Origin of the sequence: Microcoleus sp. SVA1B4, assembly GCF_036700545.1 — a bacterium.
In the GTDB taxonomy this organism is placed as follows: Bacteria; Cyanobacteriota; Cyanobacteriia; order Cyanobacteriales; family Microcoleaceae; genus Microcoleus.
On record NZ_JAUBPB010000103.1, the window covers coordinates 1 to 17,381 of the forward strand.

The 17,381-nt window shown below is 44.8% G+C and carries 11 protein-coding genes; 8 read left to right on the forward strand and 3 right to left on the reverse strand.

What is annotated here, in order from left to right; translation table 11 throughout:
* Positions 1 to 47: 47 nt before the first annotated feature.
* Both QT987_RS28030 and QT987_RS28035 read right to left on the reverse strand, forming a co-directional pair.
* Complete coding sequence (locus QT987_RS28030; RefSeq protein WP_333246622.1) at positions 48 to 416, reverse strand: hypothetical protein; 369 nt, start codon at positions 414 to 416, stop codon at positions 48 to 50.
* A 251-nt stretch (positions 417 to 667) separates the two neighbouring features.
* The gene (locus QT987_RS28035; RefSeq protein WP_333246624.1) at positions 668 to 7,168 is read right to left on the reverse strand and encodes an AAA family ATPase; all 6,501 of its coding nucleotides are present in this window, start codon (positions 7,166 to 7,168) and stop codon (positions 668 to 670) included.
* 535 nt (positions 7,169 to 7,703) lie between these two features.
* Here QT987_RS28035 and QT987_RS28040 point away from each other — a divergent pair.
* Positions 7,704 to 7,871 carry a polysaccharide deacetylase family protein gene (locus QT987_RS28040; protein ID WP_333246638.1) on the forward strand — a complete coding sequence of 56 codons (168 nt, stop codon included), beginning with the start codon at positions 7,704 to 7,706 and terminating at the stop codon, positions 7,869 to 7,871.
* Positions 7,872 to 8,139: 268 nt separating this feature from the next.
* Here the strand turns inward: QT987_RS28040 and QT987_RS28045 are convergent, their stop codons facing one another.
* Complete coding sequence (locus QT987_RS28045; RefSeq protein WP_333246626.1) at positions 8,140 to 8,469, reverse strand: hypothetical protein; 330 nt, start codon at positions 8,467 to 8,469, stop codon at positions 8,140 to 8,142.
* A 410-nt stretch (positions 8,470 to 8,879) separates the two neighbouring features.
* Here QT987_RS28045 and QT987_RS28050 point away from each other — a divergent pair, with 410 nt between their 5' ends.
* From QT987_RS28050 to cydB, 7 genes are all read left to right on the forward strand, one after another.
* Positions 8,880 to 10,043, forward strand: a complete 1,164-nt coding sequence (locus QT987_RS28050) for a GuaB3 family IMP dehydrogenase-related protein (RefSeq protein ID WP_333057335.1) — start codon at positions 8,880 to 8,882, stop codon at positions 10,041 to 10,043.
* Positions 10,044 to 10,775: 732 nt separating this feature from the next.
* Complete coding sequence (trxA, locus tag QT987_RS28055) at positions 10,776 to 11,099, forward strand: thioredoxin (RefSeq protein ID WP_006631199.1); 324 nt, start codon at positions 10,776 to 10,778, stop codon at positions 11,097 to 11,099.
* 189 nt (positions 11,100 to 11,288) lie between these two features.
* Entirely contained in the window at positions 11,289 to 12,356 is a 1,068-nt protein-coding gene (locus QT987_RS28060) for an LOG family protein (protein WP_333246628.1), read from the forward strand.
* Between the two features lie 302 nt (positions 12,357 to 12,658).
* On the forward strand, positions 12,659 to 13,864 hold the full coding sequence (locus QT987_RS28065; RefSeq protein WP_333246630.1) for an urease accessory protein UreH domain-containing protein: 1,206 nt from the start codon (positions 12,659 to 12,661) through the stop codon (positions 13,862 to 13,864).
* Positions 13,839 to 14,312 carry a hypothetical protein gene (locus tag QT987_RS28070; RefSeq protein WP_333246632.1) on the forward strand — a complete coding sequence of 158 codons (474 nt, stop codon included), beginning with the start codon at positions 13,839 to 13,841 and terminating at the stop codon, positions 14,310 to 14,312. Before QT987_RS28065 ends, QT987_RS28070 begins: the two co-directional genes overlap by 26 nt.
* A 275-nt stretch (positions 14,313 to 14,587) precedes the next feature.
* Positions 14,588 to 16,030 carry a cytochrome ubiquinol oxidase subunit I gene (locus tag QT987_RS28075; RefSeq protein ID WP_333246634.1) on the forward strand — a complete coding sequence of 481 codons (1,443 nt, stop codon included), beginning with the start codon at positions 14,588 to 14,590 and terminating at the stop codon, positions 16,028 to 16,030.
* 8 nt (positions 16,031 to 16,038) lie between these two features.
* Positions 16,039 to 17,052 (forward strand): cytochrome d ubiquinol oxidase subunit II, encoded by a 1,014-nt coding sequence (gene cydB, locus QT987_RS28080; RefSeq protein WP_333246636.1) that lies wholly within the window; start codon positions 16,039 to 16,041, stop codon positions 17,050 to 17,052.
* The last annotated feature ends 329 nt before the right edge of the window (positions 17,053 to 17,381 follow it).

The window sequence follows — 17,381 nt, forward strand, 5'->3', positions numbered from 1 at the left end:
TCAAGTCGAACTCATGGACTGGCTAATTTCATAAAGTCCTTTTTTTGTCAACTCCTAATACTGAACCGACGCCCTAGGGCCTCTGCGACTATGGGTACTAACTGTTGAACGAGTTTTTCTGGTAGTCGCGAACTCGCTTTACTATATGCCCCGGTGTCTGAAGAAGGAGGCTTGGCTCTGGCTGCCCTGGGCCACGTACTCATCCGCTTCACGGCTTGACTTAAACTTTTGTCGGGATCGAGTACCTGGGATACCATCGCCCACAAGGTGACTACCGGTGTGTAGATGCTTTGGTAGTAGGTGATCTTCTCATTCGCTAGAAGCTCACCTACTAAGGAATCTGGCAGCAGCTTCTCCCAAGGTGAGGCAACGCTCTGCAAAAATTGTTGTTTGAGAATAGACGCACGGTTTGGCATAATGGAGAGAGATATTTTGGTTTGTAAGGCAATTATCTATGTATATCTTGCCTTACAGATTTTTTTTGGCTCACTTTTTCAGTGCCATTGGACTTTAGCTATTAGACAGGGAATTCATTCCCTGGCGGACTGGCGGCCCCACTAGCGCACTTGGCGGACTGACAGCTTAACTTGTCACCAATGCCCTGGGCCGTTTCCCTACGGGGTTCGATCGCGCGGTGTACTTCATAAACCTGGAATCTGCTATATCATCATTCACCAACCAAGGATTCAGTTAAATCGAGAATCTTCTCAAACTGAAACCTCGTCACCCAATTTCTGAGAGTTTGAAGCTCGAAAGCGTGAGATTCAGGAATCTCCTCAAGGAGTTGACAAACTAATTCCGCATCAGCGTCAATAGCTGCTTCATATAATTTTACTATCCATTCTTTTGACATCGATGCTAATAAATCAGTGAAATTTAACGGTTCTCCAGTCACATTAGAAGGGGGAGATGGTAGCTCTTGCTCCTGATAAATATAAAGGACGCCCAAATGTTTAGTCATGATGTCAAAGATGGCCTCTGTGTGGAACGGTTTTCGCACAAAATCATCACAACCAGCCGATAAAATAACTGCCTTTTCTTCTTCCCACACGCTAGCAGTAATAGCAATAACAGCAGTAGCTTGAGCTTTGATAGTGCCTTTAATGCGTTTCGTGGCTTCATAACCATCCATAACGGGCATTCTCATGTCCATCCAGATCAGATGGGGTGAGTAGGAATCCCAAATTTCAAGCGCTTCAATACCGTTAGTCGCTTCTTGCACTTCAAAACCAACAGGTTTGAGGAGTTTAACTAACAGTTGCCGATTGTAATCTCGATCGTCCACCACGAGGATGCGATATTGGGGTTGGTTAGGCGCTAGGGCCACGACGCGACGACTTTGAGGTTGATTTTGAATTGTGCTGGCATCAGCGATGCCCACAGGAATGTCAAATTTAAATGTTGTACCCGTTGTGTCTTCTAAAAATTCCTTGAGAGGCATTCCAGGGGTGAAAGCTTTACCGTGACTAATGACTGTTATTTCACCTCCCATCAAGCGGACAAATTGACGGCTAATCGTCAGTCCTAATCCGGTTCCTTGCTGCAGTTTTTGACCGGATGCTGTTTGCACGAATGGTTTGAATAGATTCTCCATTTCCTCTACTGCAATGCCAATTCCCGTATCTTTTACTTCAAAGGTAATGGTTGTTGATTGTGGCTTGTTGGTTGTTTTAGTTTCGGCTTCTATTTGGGCTTTTACCTGTTGATTTTTTACTTGTAAATACACACTTCCCGAAGCGGTAAACTTAACGGCATTACTGATTAAATTAATCAGCACTTGCCGCAACTTAATTTCATCAGCGTAGATATATTTAGGAACATCGGCAGCACATTCAAATCGTAAGTCTAAGCTTTGATCGGTGGCTTTTAAGGCAAACATATCCTCGATTTCAGCTAAGAAATGATGAAGATTCAAATTATTTTTAGATAGCGTCATGCGTCCTGCTTCAACTTTGGAAAGGTCAAGCACCTGATTAATTAGAGATAATAAATGCTCTCCACTGCGCTGAATGATGTTAAGGTTCTCTTTTTGTTCAGTTAACAGATTGGTATCCTGATTCATCAGTTGAGAAAAACCCAGAATGGCGTTCATGGGAGTTCGCAATTCGTGGCTCATGTTGGCAAGGAAAATGCTTTTGGCGAGGTTGGCGGCAACGGCTGCTTCTTTCGCTTGTTCGAGTTCTGCTTCAACTTTTTTGCGCTCACTAATCTCCTGTTCTAAGCGGACATTTTCGATCAGCGTTTTTTGTGCCTGCTTACGATCGCTAATATCTTGAAAAGCTGCGATCGCATATTCTACATTACCCGTGTCATCGAATATTGGCGTACTGGTTGATTCTACAGAAACAATCCGCTCGTTTTGATATAGTTCCAAGTCATCAGCCTGAGCTTTTTCACCGCCAAGCGATCGCACCAGGGGCAACTGTTCGACTGGATATATCTCCCCTGTCCCTGCCCGATAAACGCCATAGGTTTGCGATAGTCGATCGGTTTCCATTTTTGGTAAATCTTGAATATTCAGTAACTGCTGTGCAACTTGATTGGTGTAAATGATTTGTCCTTTGGCATCGTGAACGGAGATGCCTAGGGGAATAGCATTGAGGAATTTATTCAGGCGATTTTGCGTCGATTGTACTTGGGTGTAGAGTCTGGCGTTGGTAAGTGCGATCGCCGCTTGACTTGACAGCAGTTTAATTAGTTCCAGGCGATCGGGTGTAAAAACCCCATCTGCTAAATTATTTTCCAAGTAAACAATTCCAATTAATTGCCCTTGATTGATCAGAGGGGCGCACAGGATAGACTTGGGCTGCTGTGTTTTGATATAAGCATCTTGGGTAAATCTGCCTTCCCGGGAAACATTGGTTTCAATCAATCCTTCCTGAGTCCTTTCAACATAGTGAATAATCGATAAAGGCAGGCAGGTTTCTATAGGAGTCGATTGCAAAACCATCACCTGATTTGAGTTAGCCTCACCTGAAGCTTCGACTCGCAGTTGTCCTTGAGACTCTAAAATTAGATAGCCAGTTTGTGCCCCGCAGCTTTCCAGCAGGATTCTCATCAAAGTCGTCAGGAGTTTATCCAACTCAATTTCACTGGCAATTGCCCCAGATGCTTTCATCAATGCTGCCAAATCCAGGGTTTCCCCTGAAATGCTGTTAGATGTATCAGACAGGCTGTTGCGCGATTTATCCGACAAATTGGCTTTCGTAAAACGCTTTAAAAGTTCTGGATACTGTTGTTTCAAATCAGTCATTTTAGCTGTTGCACCCCAACGTAAATAACAGTAGTAAGCATTTGTCATATAGGCTTGGGCAACTTGCTCTTTTCCCCAAGCGAGGTAGAATTTGGCAGCCAGTTCATTAGCCAAAGCCTCTTCGTTGATGTACTCATGTTCTTTGGCTAAGGCAATGGCGCGATCGTAGTAGTCGATCGCCCTAGCCTTTTCACCCAAAACTCGATGCCGCTCTGCCTCCACTAGATAGAATTTATGGAGGTGAGTCATCGGAGCTGAACTCGCCCATTTCTCGATCTTTTTCTGATTGGATTCAACCTTTTTCAGGATTTGTTTTTGCTCATATTTAGAAACATCAAAATATATAGCAAGATGAGTAAGGGAATTGTAAAAATGAGAAAGAGGAACAGATCCCACAGCACTGTTTATATTTTTTTCAACCAAGGCGGCATTTTCCAGGGCTTGCTGATAGTCTTGAAAAAGATAGCCGAGGTATAATTTAAAAAAATAGAGGGAATGACAAATATTTGTAGTATTCGCCGCCAAATGAATGGGCAGCATTTTTATTTCATCATAGCTTTCACCGATTAAACGGCACTTATCTTCAGCCCGACCCATTAAGTTCAATACGACCTGCCGCTGGAGTTGATTGTAATAAAAGAATGTTTCTTGATTGAATTGCCGGAAAGCGTTACTGTACATAGCCATCTCCCGTTCCAGCCTTGTCAGTTCCTTGCCCGCTACCAGGGAATAGTAGCAGTATGCGCCGGCTGAAAAAGTCGCATATTCTAAATCTCCGGTTTCCCGTCCAATCAAGTAAGCATCTAGCAAAGGGGTTAAGCTTTCCCTAATATGCTCGTGCCAATGTCTAATAAAGTAATTAAAGATAAATAATGTCCGAGATTTAAGTTTTGTTGCCTTGAATTTATCGACTAACAAGAGAGCAAGTTTCCCAAATAGATAGCCGGAGTTAACATCGTTTACGACTTCTCCAGAAAGAATTAGTCCGTAGGTAGAATAAGCATAGGATGACACCGGAGTATTACCATATTTTACTGATAAATCAACCTGTTTAAACACGATCAGCGGAAACAATTCTGGTGTGGCAAAATAGGCAGCAGAAAGCATAATTGATAGGATACGCATGGCGGCTATCTTGTCAGGATCGGTCATTTCTGGCAGGTCTATCAAGTCCTCGATTCGTTTCCCTGCTAGCCCGATCTTTGTCCTGGCGAGTGCAATGATAATATCTAATTTATTTGGCTTCTTGGGAAAGCTAATCCCCAACAGCTTTAATACTGAAAGTGCCGTCTCTATCGCTTCTAACGGTTTGTTTTGTGCTGTATAGGCTTGAATCTTGACTTCATAGACTTTCACTTTGTCCAGCAATGAAGTAGCTTGTTGAAACACAAGGTCAGCCAATTTTTCCATTTCCTCAACGTGGCCACTCAAGATAGCAGCTTCTACTGTTTCCACATATAGTGCTAGACTTAGGTCATACTGACGAAGCCAACTATCTGCACTCAGGCAATTTATACCAATGCTTAAGTAATTCCAGGCCGGTTTCCAAGCTGCTGATGCCTTCGCTTTTTTGCCAGCAATTAGATTTAATGGAGCAAGTTTATCTTTTTCTAACTGAACATCAATTGTTTCAATACGGAAGTTGAGCTGATTGACAATATCAAAAATCTTTTGTTGGAGTACCTGTGGTGGTGTATTTTGTAACAACAGTTGCCCGACTTTCCAGTGAACCGCTTGCTTGTCGTGTGGGGGAATTAGGGAATAGGCGGCTTGCTGGATGCGATCGTGAGCAAATTTATAAGTAATTTTTAAGTCATTCGCCTCTCGGTTTGTTTTCAGAAATTTGTAATCATCTCCAAGGGGTAATATCAATCCTGCTTGAATAGCATTCCATAATTCATCAGCCGTTTCTTTTTGAGAAGTTTCATTAATAATTGAAAGCGTTTCTAAATCAAATTGGTTGCCAATGCAAGCGGCTAATCGTAAAACTTTTTGTGCTGAATCTGATAAGGTTTGAATTTTATCTGCCATGAACTCAACAACGTTATCAGTAATATTCCTAGTTATAATTTGCTCTAAATCCCAATACCAAGCCCCAGCATTAGTATCAAATTTAAGCAATTGCTCGGTATAAAGTGACTTGAGAAACTCTTTGATAAAAAACGGATTTCCTTGTGTTTTTTGCCAAACTAAATCGGCTAATTTTTGCGCCTGGATGCTATCGGTTTTCAGCGTATCCGCAATGAATTCATTAACCTGCTTTAAATTTAGGGGTGAAACGGAGAGATGATTAATTACAACTCCCTGCTTTTTCATCTCAGATAAAGTCAGCATTGCAGGATGACTTGCAGAGACTTCGTTATCTCGATAAGCTCCAATTACAAACAGATATTGAGTAGTAAAATCGGTCATGATCAACTGGAGCAATTGCAACGTAGCGCTGTCTGTCCACTGAAGGTCGTCTAGAAATAGGACGAGGGGATGTTCTTTTTGGCAAAAAACTTGAATAAAATTTTGAAAAGCTAAATTAAACCGATTTCGTGCTTCTGTTGCAGGTAATTCTGGGACGGGATTCTGTTTGCCAATAATCAGTTCCACTTCGGGGATGACATCAATAATAATTTGTCCGTTGATGCCTAATGCACGTCGAATCTTTTCTCGCCAATGTTGTAATTGGGGTTCAGTTTCGGTGAGCAATTGTCGCACCAATTCTTGGAAGGCAGCGACTAAAGCTTGATAGGGAATATCGCGTTGCAACTGGTCAAATTTACCTGCAATAAAGTAGCCGCTTTTTTGAGTGATGATCTTATACAGTTCCTGAACTAAAGCTGATTTCCCAATACCAGAGTATCCCGAAATTAGCATGAGTTCAGTTTGTGTCTCTACGGGCCGATTTTGTGACTTAGTTGTGCTTGGGCTACTCAGGTTATTTGCTAAACCAGCCCCTACTTGTTTTTCTTGTCTCGACGCTACACGATCAAATGCACTCAATAAGGAGTCAATCTGTGATTCTCTCCCGTACAGTTTTTGAGGGAGTTGCAATTGAGGATAAATATCTTGGTATCCCAAGGAAAAAGCTTGAAATTTACCAGTTCTAAATTGAGCGAGACAAGTTTTTAAATCTGCGTTGATTCCCCAAGCACTTTGATATCTATCTTCCGCCATTTTGGCCATTAACTTCATGACAATTTCTGAGACAGTCAATGGAATTTCTGGATTATTTTCATGAGGTGGAGTGGGTTGTTTTGCAATATGGCAATGGACTAACTCAAGTGCATCAACGGATTCAAAAGGCAACTGGTTGGTTAGCAGTTCATAGAAAGTAACGCCAAGAGAATAAAAGTCAGTGCGATAGTCTAGTGAGCGATTCATCCTGCCTGTTTGTTCTGGAGACATATAAGCCAATGTCCCTTCTAGAAGATTAGGACTTTTGAGGCTGGGATTCTCTTGGGATAGGATGGTAGATAAGCCAAAGTCAATAATTTTTAATTGTCCAGTTTGAGGATTCAAGACAATATTAGATGGATTGATATCTTTGTGAATGACATTTTTTTGATGAACTTTGCCTAACGCATCTGTGATTTGGATGGCTAGGTGGAGAAACTCTGGTAATGCCAAGGGACGGCCATCCAGCAGGATTTTTAAGGACTCTCCTCCAAAATCTTCCAACAACATGAGTTGTGTGTTATCGTATTTTCGCAGTTCGTAGGCTTTAATCGTTTCCTCTAGGTTGAGAAGGCGAGTGATTTCGTATTCTTGCTGATAGCGGTAGAGTTCGGCTGGGGTGGGGTAATCCTCTTTGAGGAGTTTCAAAATCAAAGGTTGCTGATTTGATTTGAGGATGCCTCGGTATACGAGGGAATTAGCACTTTCGTAAATCTGGCTGACAATTGTGATATCGGGCAGTGAAATCATGTTGGGAATTATTGCTGCCTAAAAAAGTTGAGTATACAAATAAATATAACATGGGGAGGAGCGGGTGAGAGCAACAGTAAACTCGCTGCGAATATACATCCTTGCCTTACACCCCCCACAACTCCGGATCTTTTATTATTGCTTTTTTGCTCTGGACTTACTTACGCTATATGTATGGTACAAGTGTACTGGCACTTGAAGCGTCTAGCTATTGTACGATCGCCAAAAATAAAAATTTTCGTAACGGGCAATAATTAATGATAAAATAGCTTAAGGATTAAGTTACCCAATTGTGGTTATCTGACAGCAATCCACTTTAATGCTCGATCGAGTGCGTGCAGCTATGCGAATCGGTAAAATTTTACAAAATTTTCTGCTTTTCACAATAGCGTTACTTTTCGCAGTATCGCTGTTAATTAAAGTTACTAAATTTCACAATTATTTCGGCATCAACCGCGCCGATACTGAAGTAAAAGTTGTTGCCCTCACCTAGGACGACGGGCCCTATCCTCCCTATACAAATCAGCTTTTAGATATCTTAGACCGCTATCAAGTTAAAGCAACTTTTTGTGAAATCGGCCGCAATATTGAGAAACATCCAGAAATGGTGAAAATGATTGTCGCGAGGGGAGATGAGTTGGCAAACCATTCCTACTCTCACAAATCGCATTTGCCATCCTGCTCTGGCTGCAAGATAATCTAATTGAGTCATTAAAGCTGGAACTAAAGCTGCCCGAAACTGCACCGGCACAGTAGAGTTACTAGCAATTTTTTTAACCAGTTCCAGCAGCAAAACGAGGTTGTCGGTGGCTTCCGGGAGGCGAGAACCGGGGAGAAGGGCGATCGTCCGAACTCCGGGTGTTAACTGCAAATCTTTGCCCGTAGAATTGAGGTTGTCCATGACAGGATTGCCAACAAACAGAGCTTTCTTTAAACCCTGTTGGTTTAAGTCAGCAGCAGTCAAAGCATCTCTAGTAAAAACCGCCAGACATTTCTCTGAGCAAAGCAACTGCCACAAGATTAAACCCAAATTGACTCGCCCCTCGTAATAACTCGTAATAACTAGAAGGGGCAGAGAGAAAAATTATATAGGGGCGGTTGCTGGCATGGGCGATCGCCCCGGCGACAATATCCCCAGTCGCCACCACCAAATCGCAGCGGCGCGAATGCGTCCAAACAGCCTGCAATTGCTGCCAAGTCAAAGCAATCAGCCCTGCGCCAATATCTTTGAGGAAAAACAGGGGATTCATGTAAAAAACTCCCCCAGACGGCATTTGACTGGTGGGCCCAATAATTGGCACGGTCGATCGGCGGTAAGCAGCCCCGTCAATCGATTTTAGATTTTAGATTTTAGATTTTAGATTGACTTGCGCGAGATAAATGCGGGGGCTTGAGGATTTTCGATTTTGGATTGATTCCACGGATAAATCACGTGGCGGGTACCACCTTTGAAATTCGTGGTCACCGACAACCGGCATCGCCGAAACATCAACATCCGCGCCAGATACTCTCAAAGCTTTGAGAATTTGACAGTTAATCGCGTCTTCCCCGTGCCCGTTGCTGAGGAAAAGTATCCCCTTCGATTTCATATAATCAGAATACAATCAGAATCAGTGCCGAGCTTTTTTTAAAGACAGCCGTGCGATAGCTAAACTCGGGCGGGCTAACTTTTTGTTAGTCTAATTTAAATACATTGTGGAAGTGAAACAGCGTGAATATTGAAATTGGGCGGGGCAAAAGCGCTCGCAGAGCTTACGGCATAGATGAAATCGCGCTTGTACCGGGACAGCGCACCCTCGATCCGAGTTTGGCAGATACCAAGTGGCAGATTGGCGGGATCGATCGAGAAATCCCGATCATCGCCAGCGCCATGGATGGAGTAGTCGATGTCCGCATGGCGATTTTGCTGTCGGAATTGGGAGCAATGGGCGTGCTCAACCTAGAAGGAATTCAAACCCGCTATGCCGACCCCCAGCCAATATTAGAGCGCATCGCCAGTGTGGGGAACCACGAATTTGTTTCCCTGATGCAGCAACTCTATGCCGAACCCATCAAGCCAGAATTAATTGACCTGAGAATTAAAGAAATTAAAGCTGGAGGAGGGATTGCCGCCGTCAGCGGTACACCGGCTGCTGCGAGCAAATACGGCCGGGCGGTTGCTGAATCGGGAGCCGATATATTTTTTGTGCAAGCAACAGTAGTCTCGACAGCTTTCCTTTCCCCTGAAGCGATCGCACCTCTAGACTTAACTAAATTCTGTCAAGAGATGCCGATCCCAGTAATTTTGGGCAACTGCGTCACCTACGAAGTCGCCCTGAATTTAATGAAAACTGGCGCTGCGGGCATTCTCGTGGGCATTGGGCCGGGGGCTGCTTGCACATCTAGGGGCGTATTGGGTGTCGGCGTTCCCCAAGCCACAGCGGTAGCAGACTGCGCCGCCGCGCGGGACGACTACTATCGCGAAACTGGCAAATACGTGTCGGTGATTGCTGACGGCGGTTTAATTACCGGCGGCGATATCTGCAAGTGCATTGCCTGCGGTGCCGATGCAGTAATGATTGGTTCGCCCTTTGCCAGGGCCGCCGAAGCTCCTGGCCGCGGCTTTCACTGGGGGATGGCGACTCCCAGCCCGGTTTTGCCGCGGGGCACTCGCATTCGCGTGGGGACTACGGGTACTGTGGAGCAAATTTTGCGGGGGCCTGCGGTGCTAGATGACGGTACGCACAACTTGCTCGGAGCTCTGAAAACTAGCATGGGCACCTTGGGCGCTAAGGATCTTAAGGAGATGCAGCAGGTGGAAGTGGTAATTGCTCCTTCTCTGCTGACTGAGGGTAAAGTCTATCAAAAAGCTCAGCAGTTGGGCATGGGTAAGTAGATTTACCGATCGAATACCAGCATACCTTGACAAAATTTGTTCCACAGTCTCGAAATTTACAGAATATTGTGGAATTATCGAGAAGGAGATGTCACAATAGAAGAAGCGGAGACGCATGTTTCCGTTCACTCCTCACACCACACTCCGCCCGGACTACTGTTCGGGCGGTTCCTTTTTTGCCGGAAATCTTGGCTCTTGCTTACTAGATACACAACTGAGGCTTTTACCTCCGGAGAGGGGGAGAGGGGGAGAGTCTGGGGGTGGGAGAATTTTTTTTCTACATAAGTGCATTCTGCCTTGGGAAACATCAGTGCCTTGTTCCTTCAGGAATGAGAATTAAATAACTTCCACTCTTGAAAGTGGGATGGGCTCTTATAGCCCGTCCAAAAAAGACGGGCTATAAGAGCCCATCCCACAATAACAATTAAAATTGTAAGTTATTTAATTCGCGATCCTCAGAAACCTTGTGCCTTCTTCCTTCTACCGTCTTCCCTCTTCCTTCTTCGTTCAGAAGCCTTCTCTTGAAATCGTTGACCGAAAGCAGACTCAGGACTGGTGAAATAAAAAACCTGTATCCGAGGAAACTTGCCGAACGTATTTATCCGTGGGGTCAATGCTTCAATTCTAAAATCTAAAATCTAAAATCTAAAATCTAAAATCGATTGACGCAAGTGGTTACACTTTTTGCTAGACTTGTTATCCGAGAAATAGTATTTACAAGGATGGCTAGGGATGTCAGCAGCCGCGCAAGTAACCGACTCTACCTTTAAGCAGGAAGTGCTCGATAGCGAAGTTCCAGTTCTAGTGGATTTTTGGGCTCCCTGGTGCGGGCCCTGTCGGATGGTGGCGCCCGTCGTAGACGAAATTGCCCAGCAATATGAAGGGCAGGTCAAGGTAGTAAAAGTTAATACCGACGAGAATCCTAACGTCGCCAGCCAATACGGTATCCGCAGCATTCCGACGCTGATGATATTTAAGGGCGGTCAACGTGTGGATATGGTAGTTGGGGCAGTTCCGAAAACTACTCTGGCCAACACTCTGGAAAAGTACATTTAACTGAACTGCGAGGGGTTTCGCGCTGTTCTTTGTGGGCCGCGAAAGCTAACTCGCTTCAGAACCGGGGCTAAGCTACGGGAAAAGTTATTAGTACCCAGCAGAGCAATTTGCTGGTGGCTATTGGCTTCTAACTTTGGCTTGCCCCTTAATTTTTAGTCGCGACAATTTGTTACCGTTTCGGAAAAATTCATGATTCCTTCTGGGTATGGTCAAGGTTTTGAGTCTCTCCAAGCTGAAGTGATGGAGTTGCTCGATCGCTTGCCAAAGTTGAAGCACTCTGAGTGGATCGAACGATCGCTCTCTACTATAGTGCAAATGGCCGGAGAGGATCTCGATCGGCTAGACTGGAAAATTATTGCGGCGTCGCTCCGAGATATGGAGAACGCTTTTGAGATGTTTTATCCTTACCGCCACGTTCGCAAAATTGTGATTTTTGGTTCGGCGAGGGTGTCACCGCAATCTGTGGAATATTTGATGGCCAGAGACTTTGCGCGGGCGATGGCCAAGCAGGGTTTTATGGTGATTACTGGCGGCGGCGGGGGAATTATGCAGGCGGGGAACGAGGGGGCGACTGCTGAAGGTTCTTTTGGGCTGAACATTCAGTTACCTTTTGAGCAGAGTTCTAATCCTTTCATTGCCGGCGATCCCAAATTGCTCAATTTTAAATATTTTTTCACTCGTAAGTTATTTTTTCTCCGGGAGAGCGATGCTTTGGCTCTGTTTCCGGGCGGTTTTGGCACTCTGGACGAGGCTTTTGAGTGTCTGACTTTGACTCAAACTGGCAAGTTCGGGCCGGCTCCTTTGGTATTGATCGATCGACCCGGAGGAGATTATTGGCACGATTGGAATTATTTTGTGCAAAAACAATTGCGGGGCCGGGGCTTGATTTCAGTCAACGATCGCAGCCTGTATACGATTACTGACGATGTAAATGTTGCTTGCGAGGCGATCGGTAGTTTTTATCTGGTTTATCACTCCTGCCGCTACGTGCGCGAAAAACTGGTAATTCGTTTGAAAACAGAGCTTTCTGAGGAGAATGTCGATCGGCTAAATACTGATTTTAGCGATATTGTTGTCACCGGAAAAATTGAAAAAAGTCAAGCTTTGGAACCGGAAATAGGAGATGCAACTTTCCATATGCCGCGCCTAGTTTTGCATTTCAACCAGCGGGATTTAGGGCGGCTTTATCAGCTAATTGCTACAATCAATCAAATGGGTGCAGCTTCGCCGGCTGCGGCGCATCCAGAAAAAAAGTAGTTATTAGTTATCAGTCATTAGTTATCAGTCATTAGTCATTAGTCATTAGTCATTAGTCATTAGTCTGTTGGGGCGGGTTTTACGAGAAATATTTCTAACTTACTCAGGGGATAAATAAACCCGCCCCTCTGATGGAGATAAATTTGACCACGAATTTCAAAGGTTGTACAAACCCCCGCATTTATCCGTGGAATCAATCCAAAATCGAAAATCGAAAATCCTCAAGAAAGAGCATTTATCTCGCGCAAGTCAATCTAAAATCTAAAATCTAAAATCTAAAATCGATTGACTACTAACTCAAAATGCTAGACCTGCTGCTAATTGCAATTTTGGGATTTCTCGGCAGTTTCGGTCACTGCGCGGGGATGTGCGGCCCGCTGACAATGGCGTTTTCTCTTTCTAATTCCCGCAACGATAAATTAGCTGCTTTCCGCTTTCATTTGCTGCTAAATTTGGGGAGAATTGCTGCTTACGCTTTGGTTGGTGCAGCAATTGGCGGAGTGGGTTCGGTGTTAATTGCTGGCGGACTTTTGGCAGGTACGGGTAGCGAATTGCGAGGGGCGATCGCACTTCTAACGGGCACGATGCTGATTTGGTTCGGAGTAGTGCAAATTAAACCGAACTTGCTGCCGCGATTGCCGCTGTTGCACCCAATGTCGCACGATCGAGTGGGACAAGCAATGAGCAAGCTTTCGGCACAAAAAAACTGGTGGGTGCCGATGGGTTTGGGTTTGCTTTGGGGTTTGATTCCCTGCGGTTTCCTCTACGCGGCGCAGATTAAGGCGGCGGAAACCGGAAATTCGGTTTTGGGTGCGGCGACGATGCTGGCTTTTGGACTCGGTACCCTGCCAACTATGCTGGGAGTGGGTTTTTTTGCTGGCAGATTGAGCGCGGACAAGCGCAGTCAACTGTTTCGTGCGGGTGGTTGGGTGACGGTGGCGATCGGGATTCTTACCTTGCTGCGAACCGATGAAATGGTTGATTTTACTGGCCACGCAGCGCTGCTGTGCTTGATGCTAGCACTGTTGGCGCGTCCGGTGAGCAAGTTTTTGCCGCAACTGTTGCGCTATCGCCGCGCCTTGGGTGTGGGCGCGTTTGTCCTAGCAGTCGCCCACACGTTTCATATGCTGGATCATACGCTGAAATGGAATTTTGACGCGCTATCTTTTATGTTGCCACAGCATCAGTTGGGAATGGCGGCTGGGATGCTGTCGCTGCTGTTGATGTTGCCGGCGGCGGTTACAAGTTGCGATCGTATTCAAAACTATTTAGGCCAACTGTGGCGAATCCTTCACCTGTTAAGCGTTCCAGCTTTCTTGTTGTGCGCTGTACACGCGGCACTCATCGGTTCCCACTATCTCGGCGGTTTTGAATGGAAGTTGCACAATCAACTGCTGACAGCCGTGTTAGCGGTGGTTGTGGTGTTAGTTATGTTTGTGCGATCGCGCTTGTTTTGGTCAGTTTTATCACTAGAAAATTTCTATGTTTCACCTGTCAAACAAAAGTAAAACTTTAGGATTGTTAGTATTTTTGGGATTTCTAATTGAAGCAACAATTCCCAGCGCGCCGCAGTTAAACTCGATTTCAGTTTTGGCGCACGAAGTCGAAGTATCGGGAGATGTCGCAGCTACCTTTCACCTCGAACCCAACCACAATCCCCGCGCCGGACAGCCTGCGAGAGTCTGGTTTGCCCTAACTCGCAGGGGCGGTCAAATTATCCCACTAGAGCAGTGCAATTGCAAGTTAGAAGTTTATCCGAAAAATCGTAAAGATGGGGATAAGCCGCTGATGCAGCCACCTTTAACCGCCATATCTGCCGAGAAATATCAAGGGATTCCGGGGGCTGATATCGTGTTTCCCAAGGGTGGGATTTACGAACTTGAATTGAGCGGAACAGCCAAAAATAAAGCTAATTTTAAACCCTTTAAACTGACTTATACAGTCACGGTTCGCTAAGATAATATTTCCATCACCGAACATAAATCTTGTAGGGGCGGGTAAACCTGCCAATAAATGCCTCAAACCCACAATCTCATAAACCCGCCCCACCCAACGACAAAGCATAATCTACCTATTTTAACATACAAAAAAAATACAACCGAAATCTGTATAAAACCTTAAAAGTTGCCAACTCTACAAAATGTCATAAATTTTTACACTACATTATAACCAGTGTCCATTATGTAATTTGTGCAAGCTAACCTCTTTTGAACTGAGCAAAGGATATAACGATGGATATCTTATCTAACACCGTGGCGCTGTCACGGATGCAATTTGCGCTAACCGCCATATTCCATATGCTGTGGCCAGTTCTGACTACGGGAATGGGAATTTATCTGGTAATTGTTGAAGGAATGTGGCTGAAAACTCGCAATCCCGACTACTACCATCACGCTCGTTTTTGGTCTAAACTATACGTCCTCAACTTCGGTATTGGAGTAGCTTCAGGAATTCCGATGGAATTTCAATTTGGCACGAATTGGGCACCATTTTCTGAAGCAGTAGGTGACTTTTTTGGCAGCATTTTGGGATTTGAAGCTTCAATGGCATTTATGCTAGAAGCCGGCTTTTTAGGCATTATGCTGTTTGGTTGGGAGCGCGTTCACCCGATCGTCCATTATTTCGCTACAATCATGGTAGCCTTCGGCGCTAACCTATCCACAGTCTGGATTTTAGTCGCTAACTCTTGGCTGCAAACTCCTGCAGGCGGAGAAATGGTCAATGGCAAGTTTATTGTCAGCGATTACTTTCAAGCAATTATGAACCCGTTCGCATTAAACAGCATTCTTCATATGTTTTTTGCGACGTTAGAAACTTCCCTGTTTGTCATTGGCGGAATTAGCGCTTGGTACATTCTCAATAAGCGCAACCAAGCCTTTTTTTCCAAGTCTTTAAAAATTGCCATAGCGACAGCAATCGCCGTTGCACCTTTGCAGATATACATCGGACATTTGAGCGCTGAACAAGTCTATCACTATCAACCCACTAAATTAGCAGCAATCGAAGCTAAGTGGGAAACTTCACCAGCGGGAGAGTCAGCCGATTGGACTTTGCTAGCTTTGCCTAATGAAAAAGCCCAAAAAAATGACTGGGAAATTAGCGTACCGAATGGCTTAGGATACGTTCTGGAATTCAAACAAAAACTATCCGAACCCGTGCTAGGTTTAAAGGAATGGAAACCCGAAGATAGACCCAGAATGGTGGGTTTAATCTACTATTGTTTCCGCATCATGTCCGGGATTGGATTCTTCTTTTTAGGACTGATGCTATTCAGTATAATTCAGTGGATGCGAGGCAAACTTTCTGCTGAAAATATTAGCAGTCAACCTTGGCTAATGCGCGCTTGGGTATTAGCTGCTCCCCTGGGATATATTGCTGTAGAATCGGGTTGGATTGTGCGCTGTGTCGGCCGACAACCTTGGGCTTTATACGGGCAAATTCGCACTGCTGACGCGGTGTCAAACATCCCCGCCAGCAATGTTTTAACTTCTCTTAGTTTCTTTGCCGTTGTTTACAGCTTTTTGTTTGTTTGTGCCTTGTATTTTGGCAGCAGAATTATCCGCCAAGGGCCTAATTTAAGTCTGCCTGTGCCTGGTTTAGACAATGAACCTGCAATCGAAACTCAACCCGCAGAACACATTCCCGATCAACGTCCCGTAGAAGCACAACAATAGGAGATTTTATGCAAGCTTTGGAGCATTTTCTCCCGCAAGTTTGGTTTGTAGTTTTGGCTTTGTTTCTCCTGCTATATGTCATGCTAGACGGTTTTGACTTAGGAGTAGGCATCCTGTCTCTGACTGCTTCCGACGAGGAACGCCGGGGCATTTTAATGACGAGTTTGGGCAACGTTTGGGACGCGAATGAAACTTGGCTGGTGTTGATGGGAGGCGCTCTGTTTGGCGCATTTCCCCTCGCTTACGGCACGATTTTAACGGCATTGTACATACCGATTTGCATGATGCTTTTTGGTTTGATATTTCGGGCTGTAGCCTTTGAGTTTCGCGAGCATTCTAATCGCAAGTTATTCTGGAATTATGCCTTTGGTGCTGGCAGTTTTTTAGCAGCTTTAGCTCAAGGATTTGCCCTCGGTGCTGTGCTCGAAGGCATTGCGGTTGATGAAGCTGGTCATTTTGTAGGTTCTACTTGGGATTGGCTGGATTGGCGATCGATCTTGGTTGCTTTGACGCTGATTCAAGGCTATGTTTTGATCGGTTCAACCTATCTAATTATGAAAACAGAGGGCGAACTGCAAACAAATCACTATCGCACGGCTAAAATTGCGGCAGTGACGACTTTAATCGGAGCGATTTTAATTACGATCGCCACTCCGATTTTTTACGAAAGTGCTAGATCCAGGTTGTTCGAGAAACCGCTAGTTTATGTCTTTGCCACAATTCCTTTGCTGGGAGTGCTGTTGGTAGGACTGCTCCTGAAAAGTCTCGCAAACAAAGAAGAACGCACGCCGTTTGTCTGGACGATTCTGATTTTTCTGCTTACTTTCATCGGCTTGGGATTGATTGTTTTTCCGTACATTATTCCCTCGCAAATCACGATTTACCAAGCCGCCGCTTCGCCCAGCGCCCTGGTATTTATGATTGTGTTTATGGGCATTCTGATCCCGATTATGATTTTTTACAACATCTACAATTATGTTGTGTTTCGGGGTAAGGTTGTCGGCGGCCACTACGGGGAATAAAGCATAATAAAACCGCAGATGCAGGCTAATGTACGCAGATAAGCTCAACTCTATATCCGGGTTTGTCTGCGTATATTTGCGTACAAATTACCGATTATTAGACCTCTTGCAAAAGTCCTTTTCATAAATTTATTGGACGTGTTCTTCGGCCCGTCCTAGTTATTTTTGCAAGAGGTCTATTGTTTTCTGATACCATCAAAACTTACGCAACCATACTATACATAGCGTAAATAGTGCGGAGTAGGCAAAGGAACTAAGGATCGCGAATTAAATAACTTACAATTTTAATTGTTATTGTGGGATGGGCGTCCCGCCCGTCCTTTTTGGAC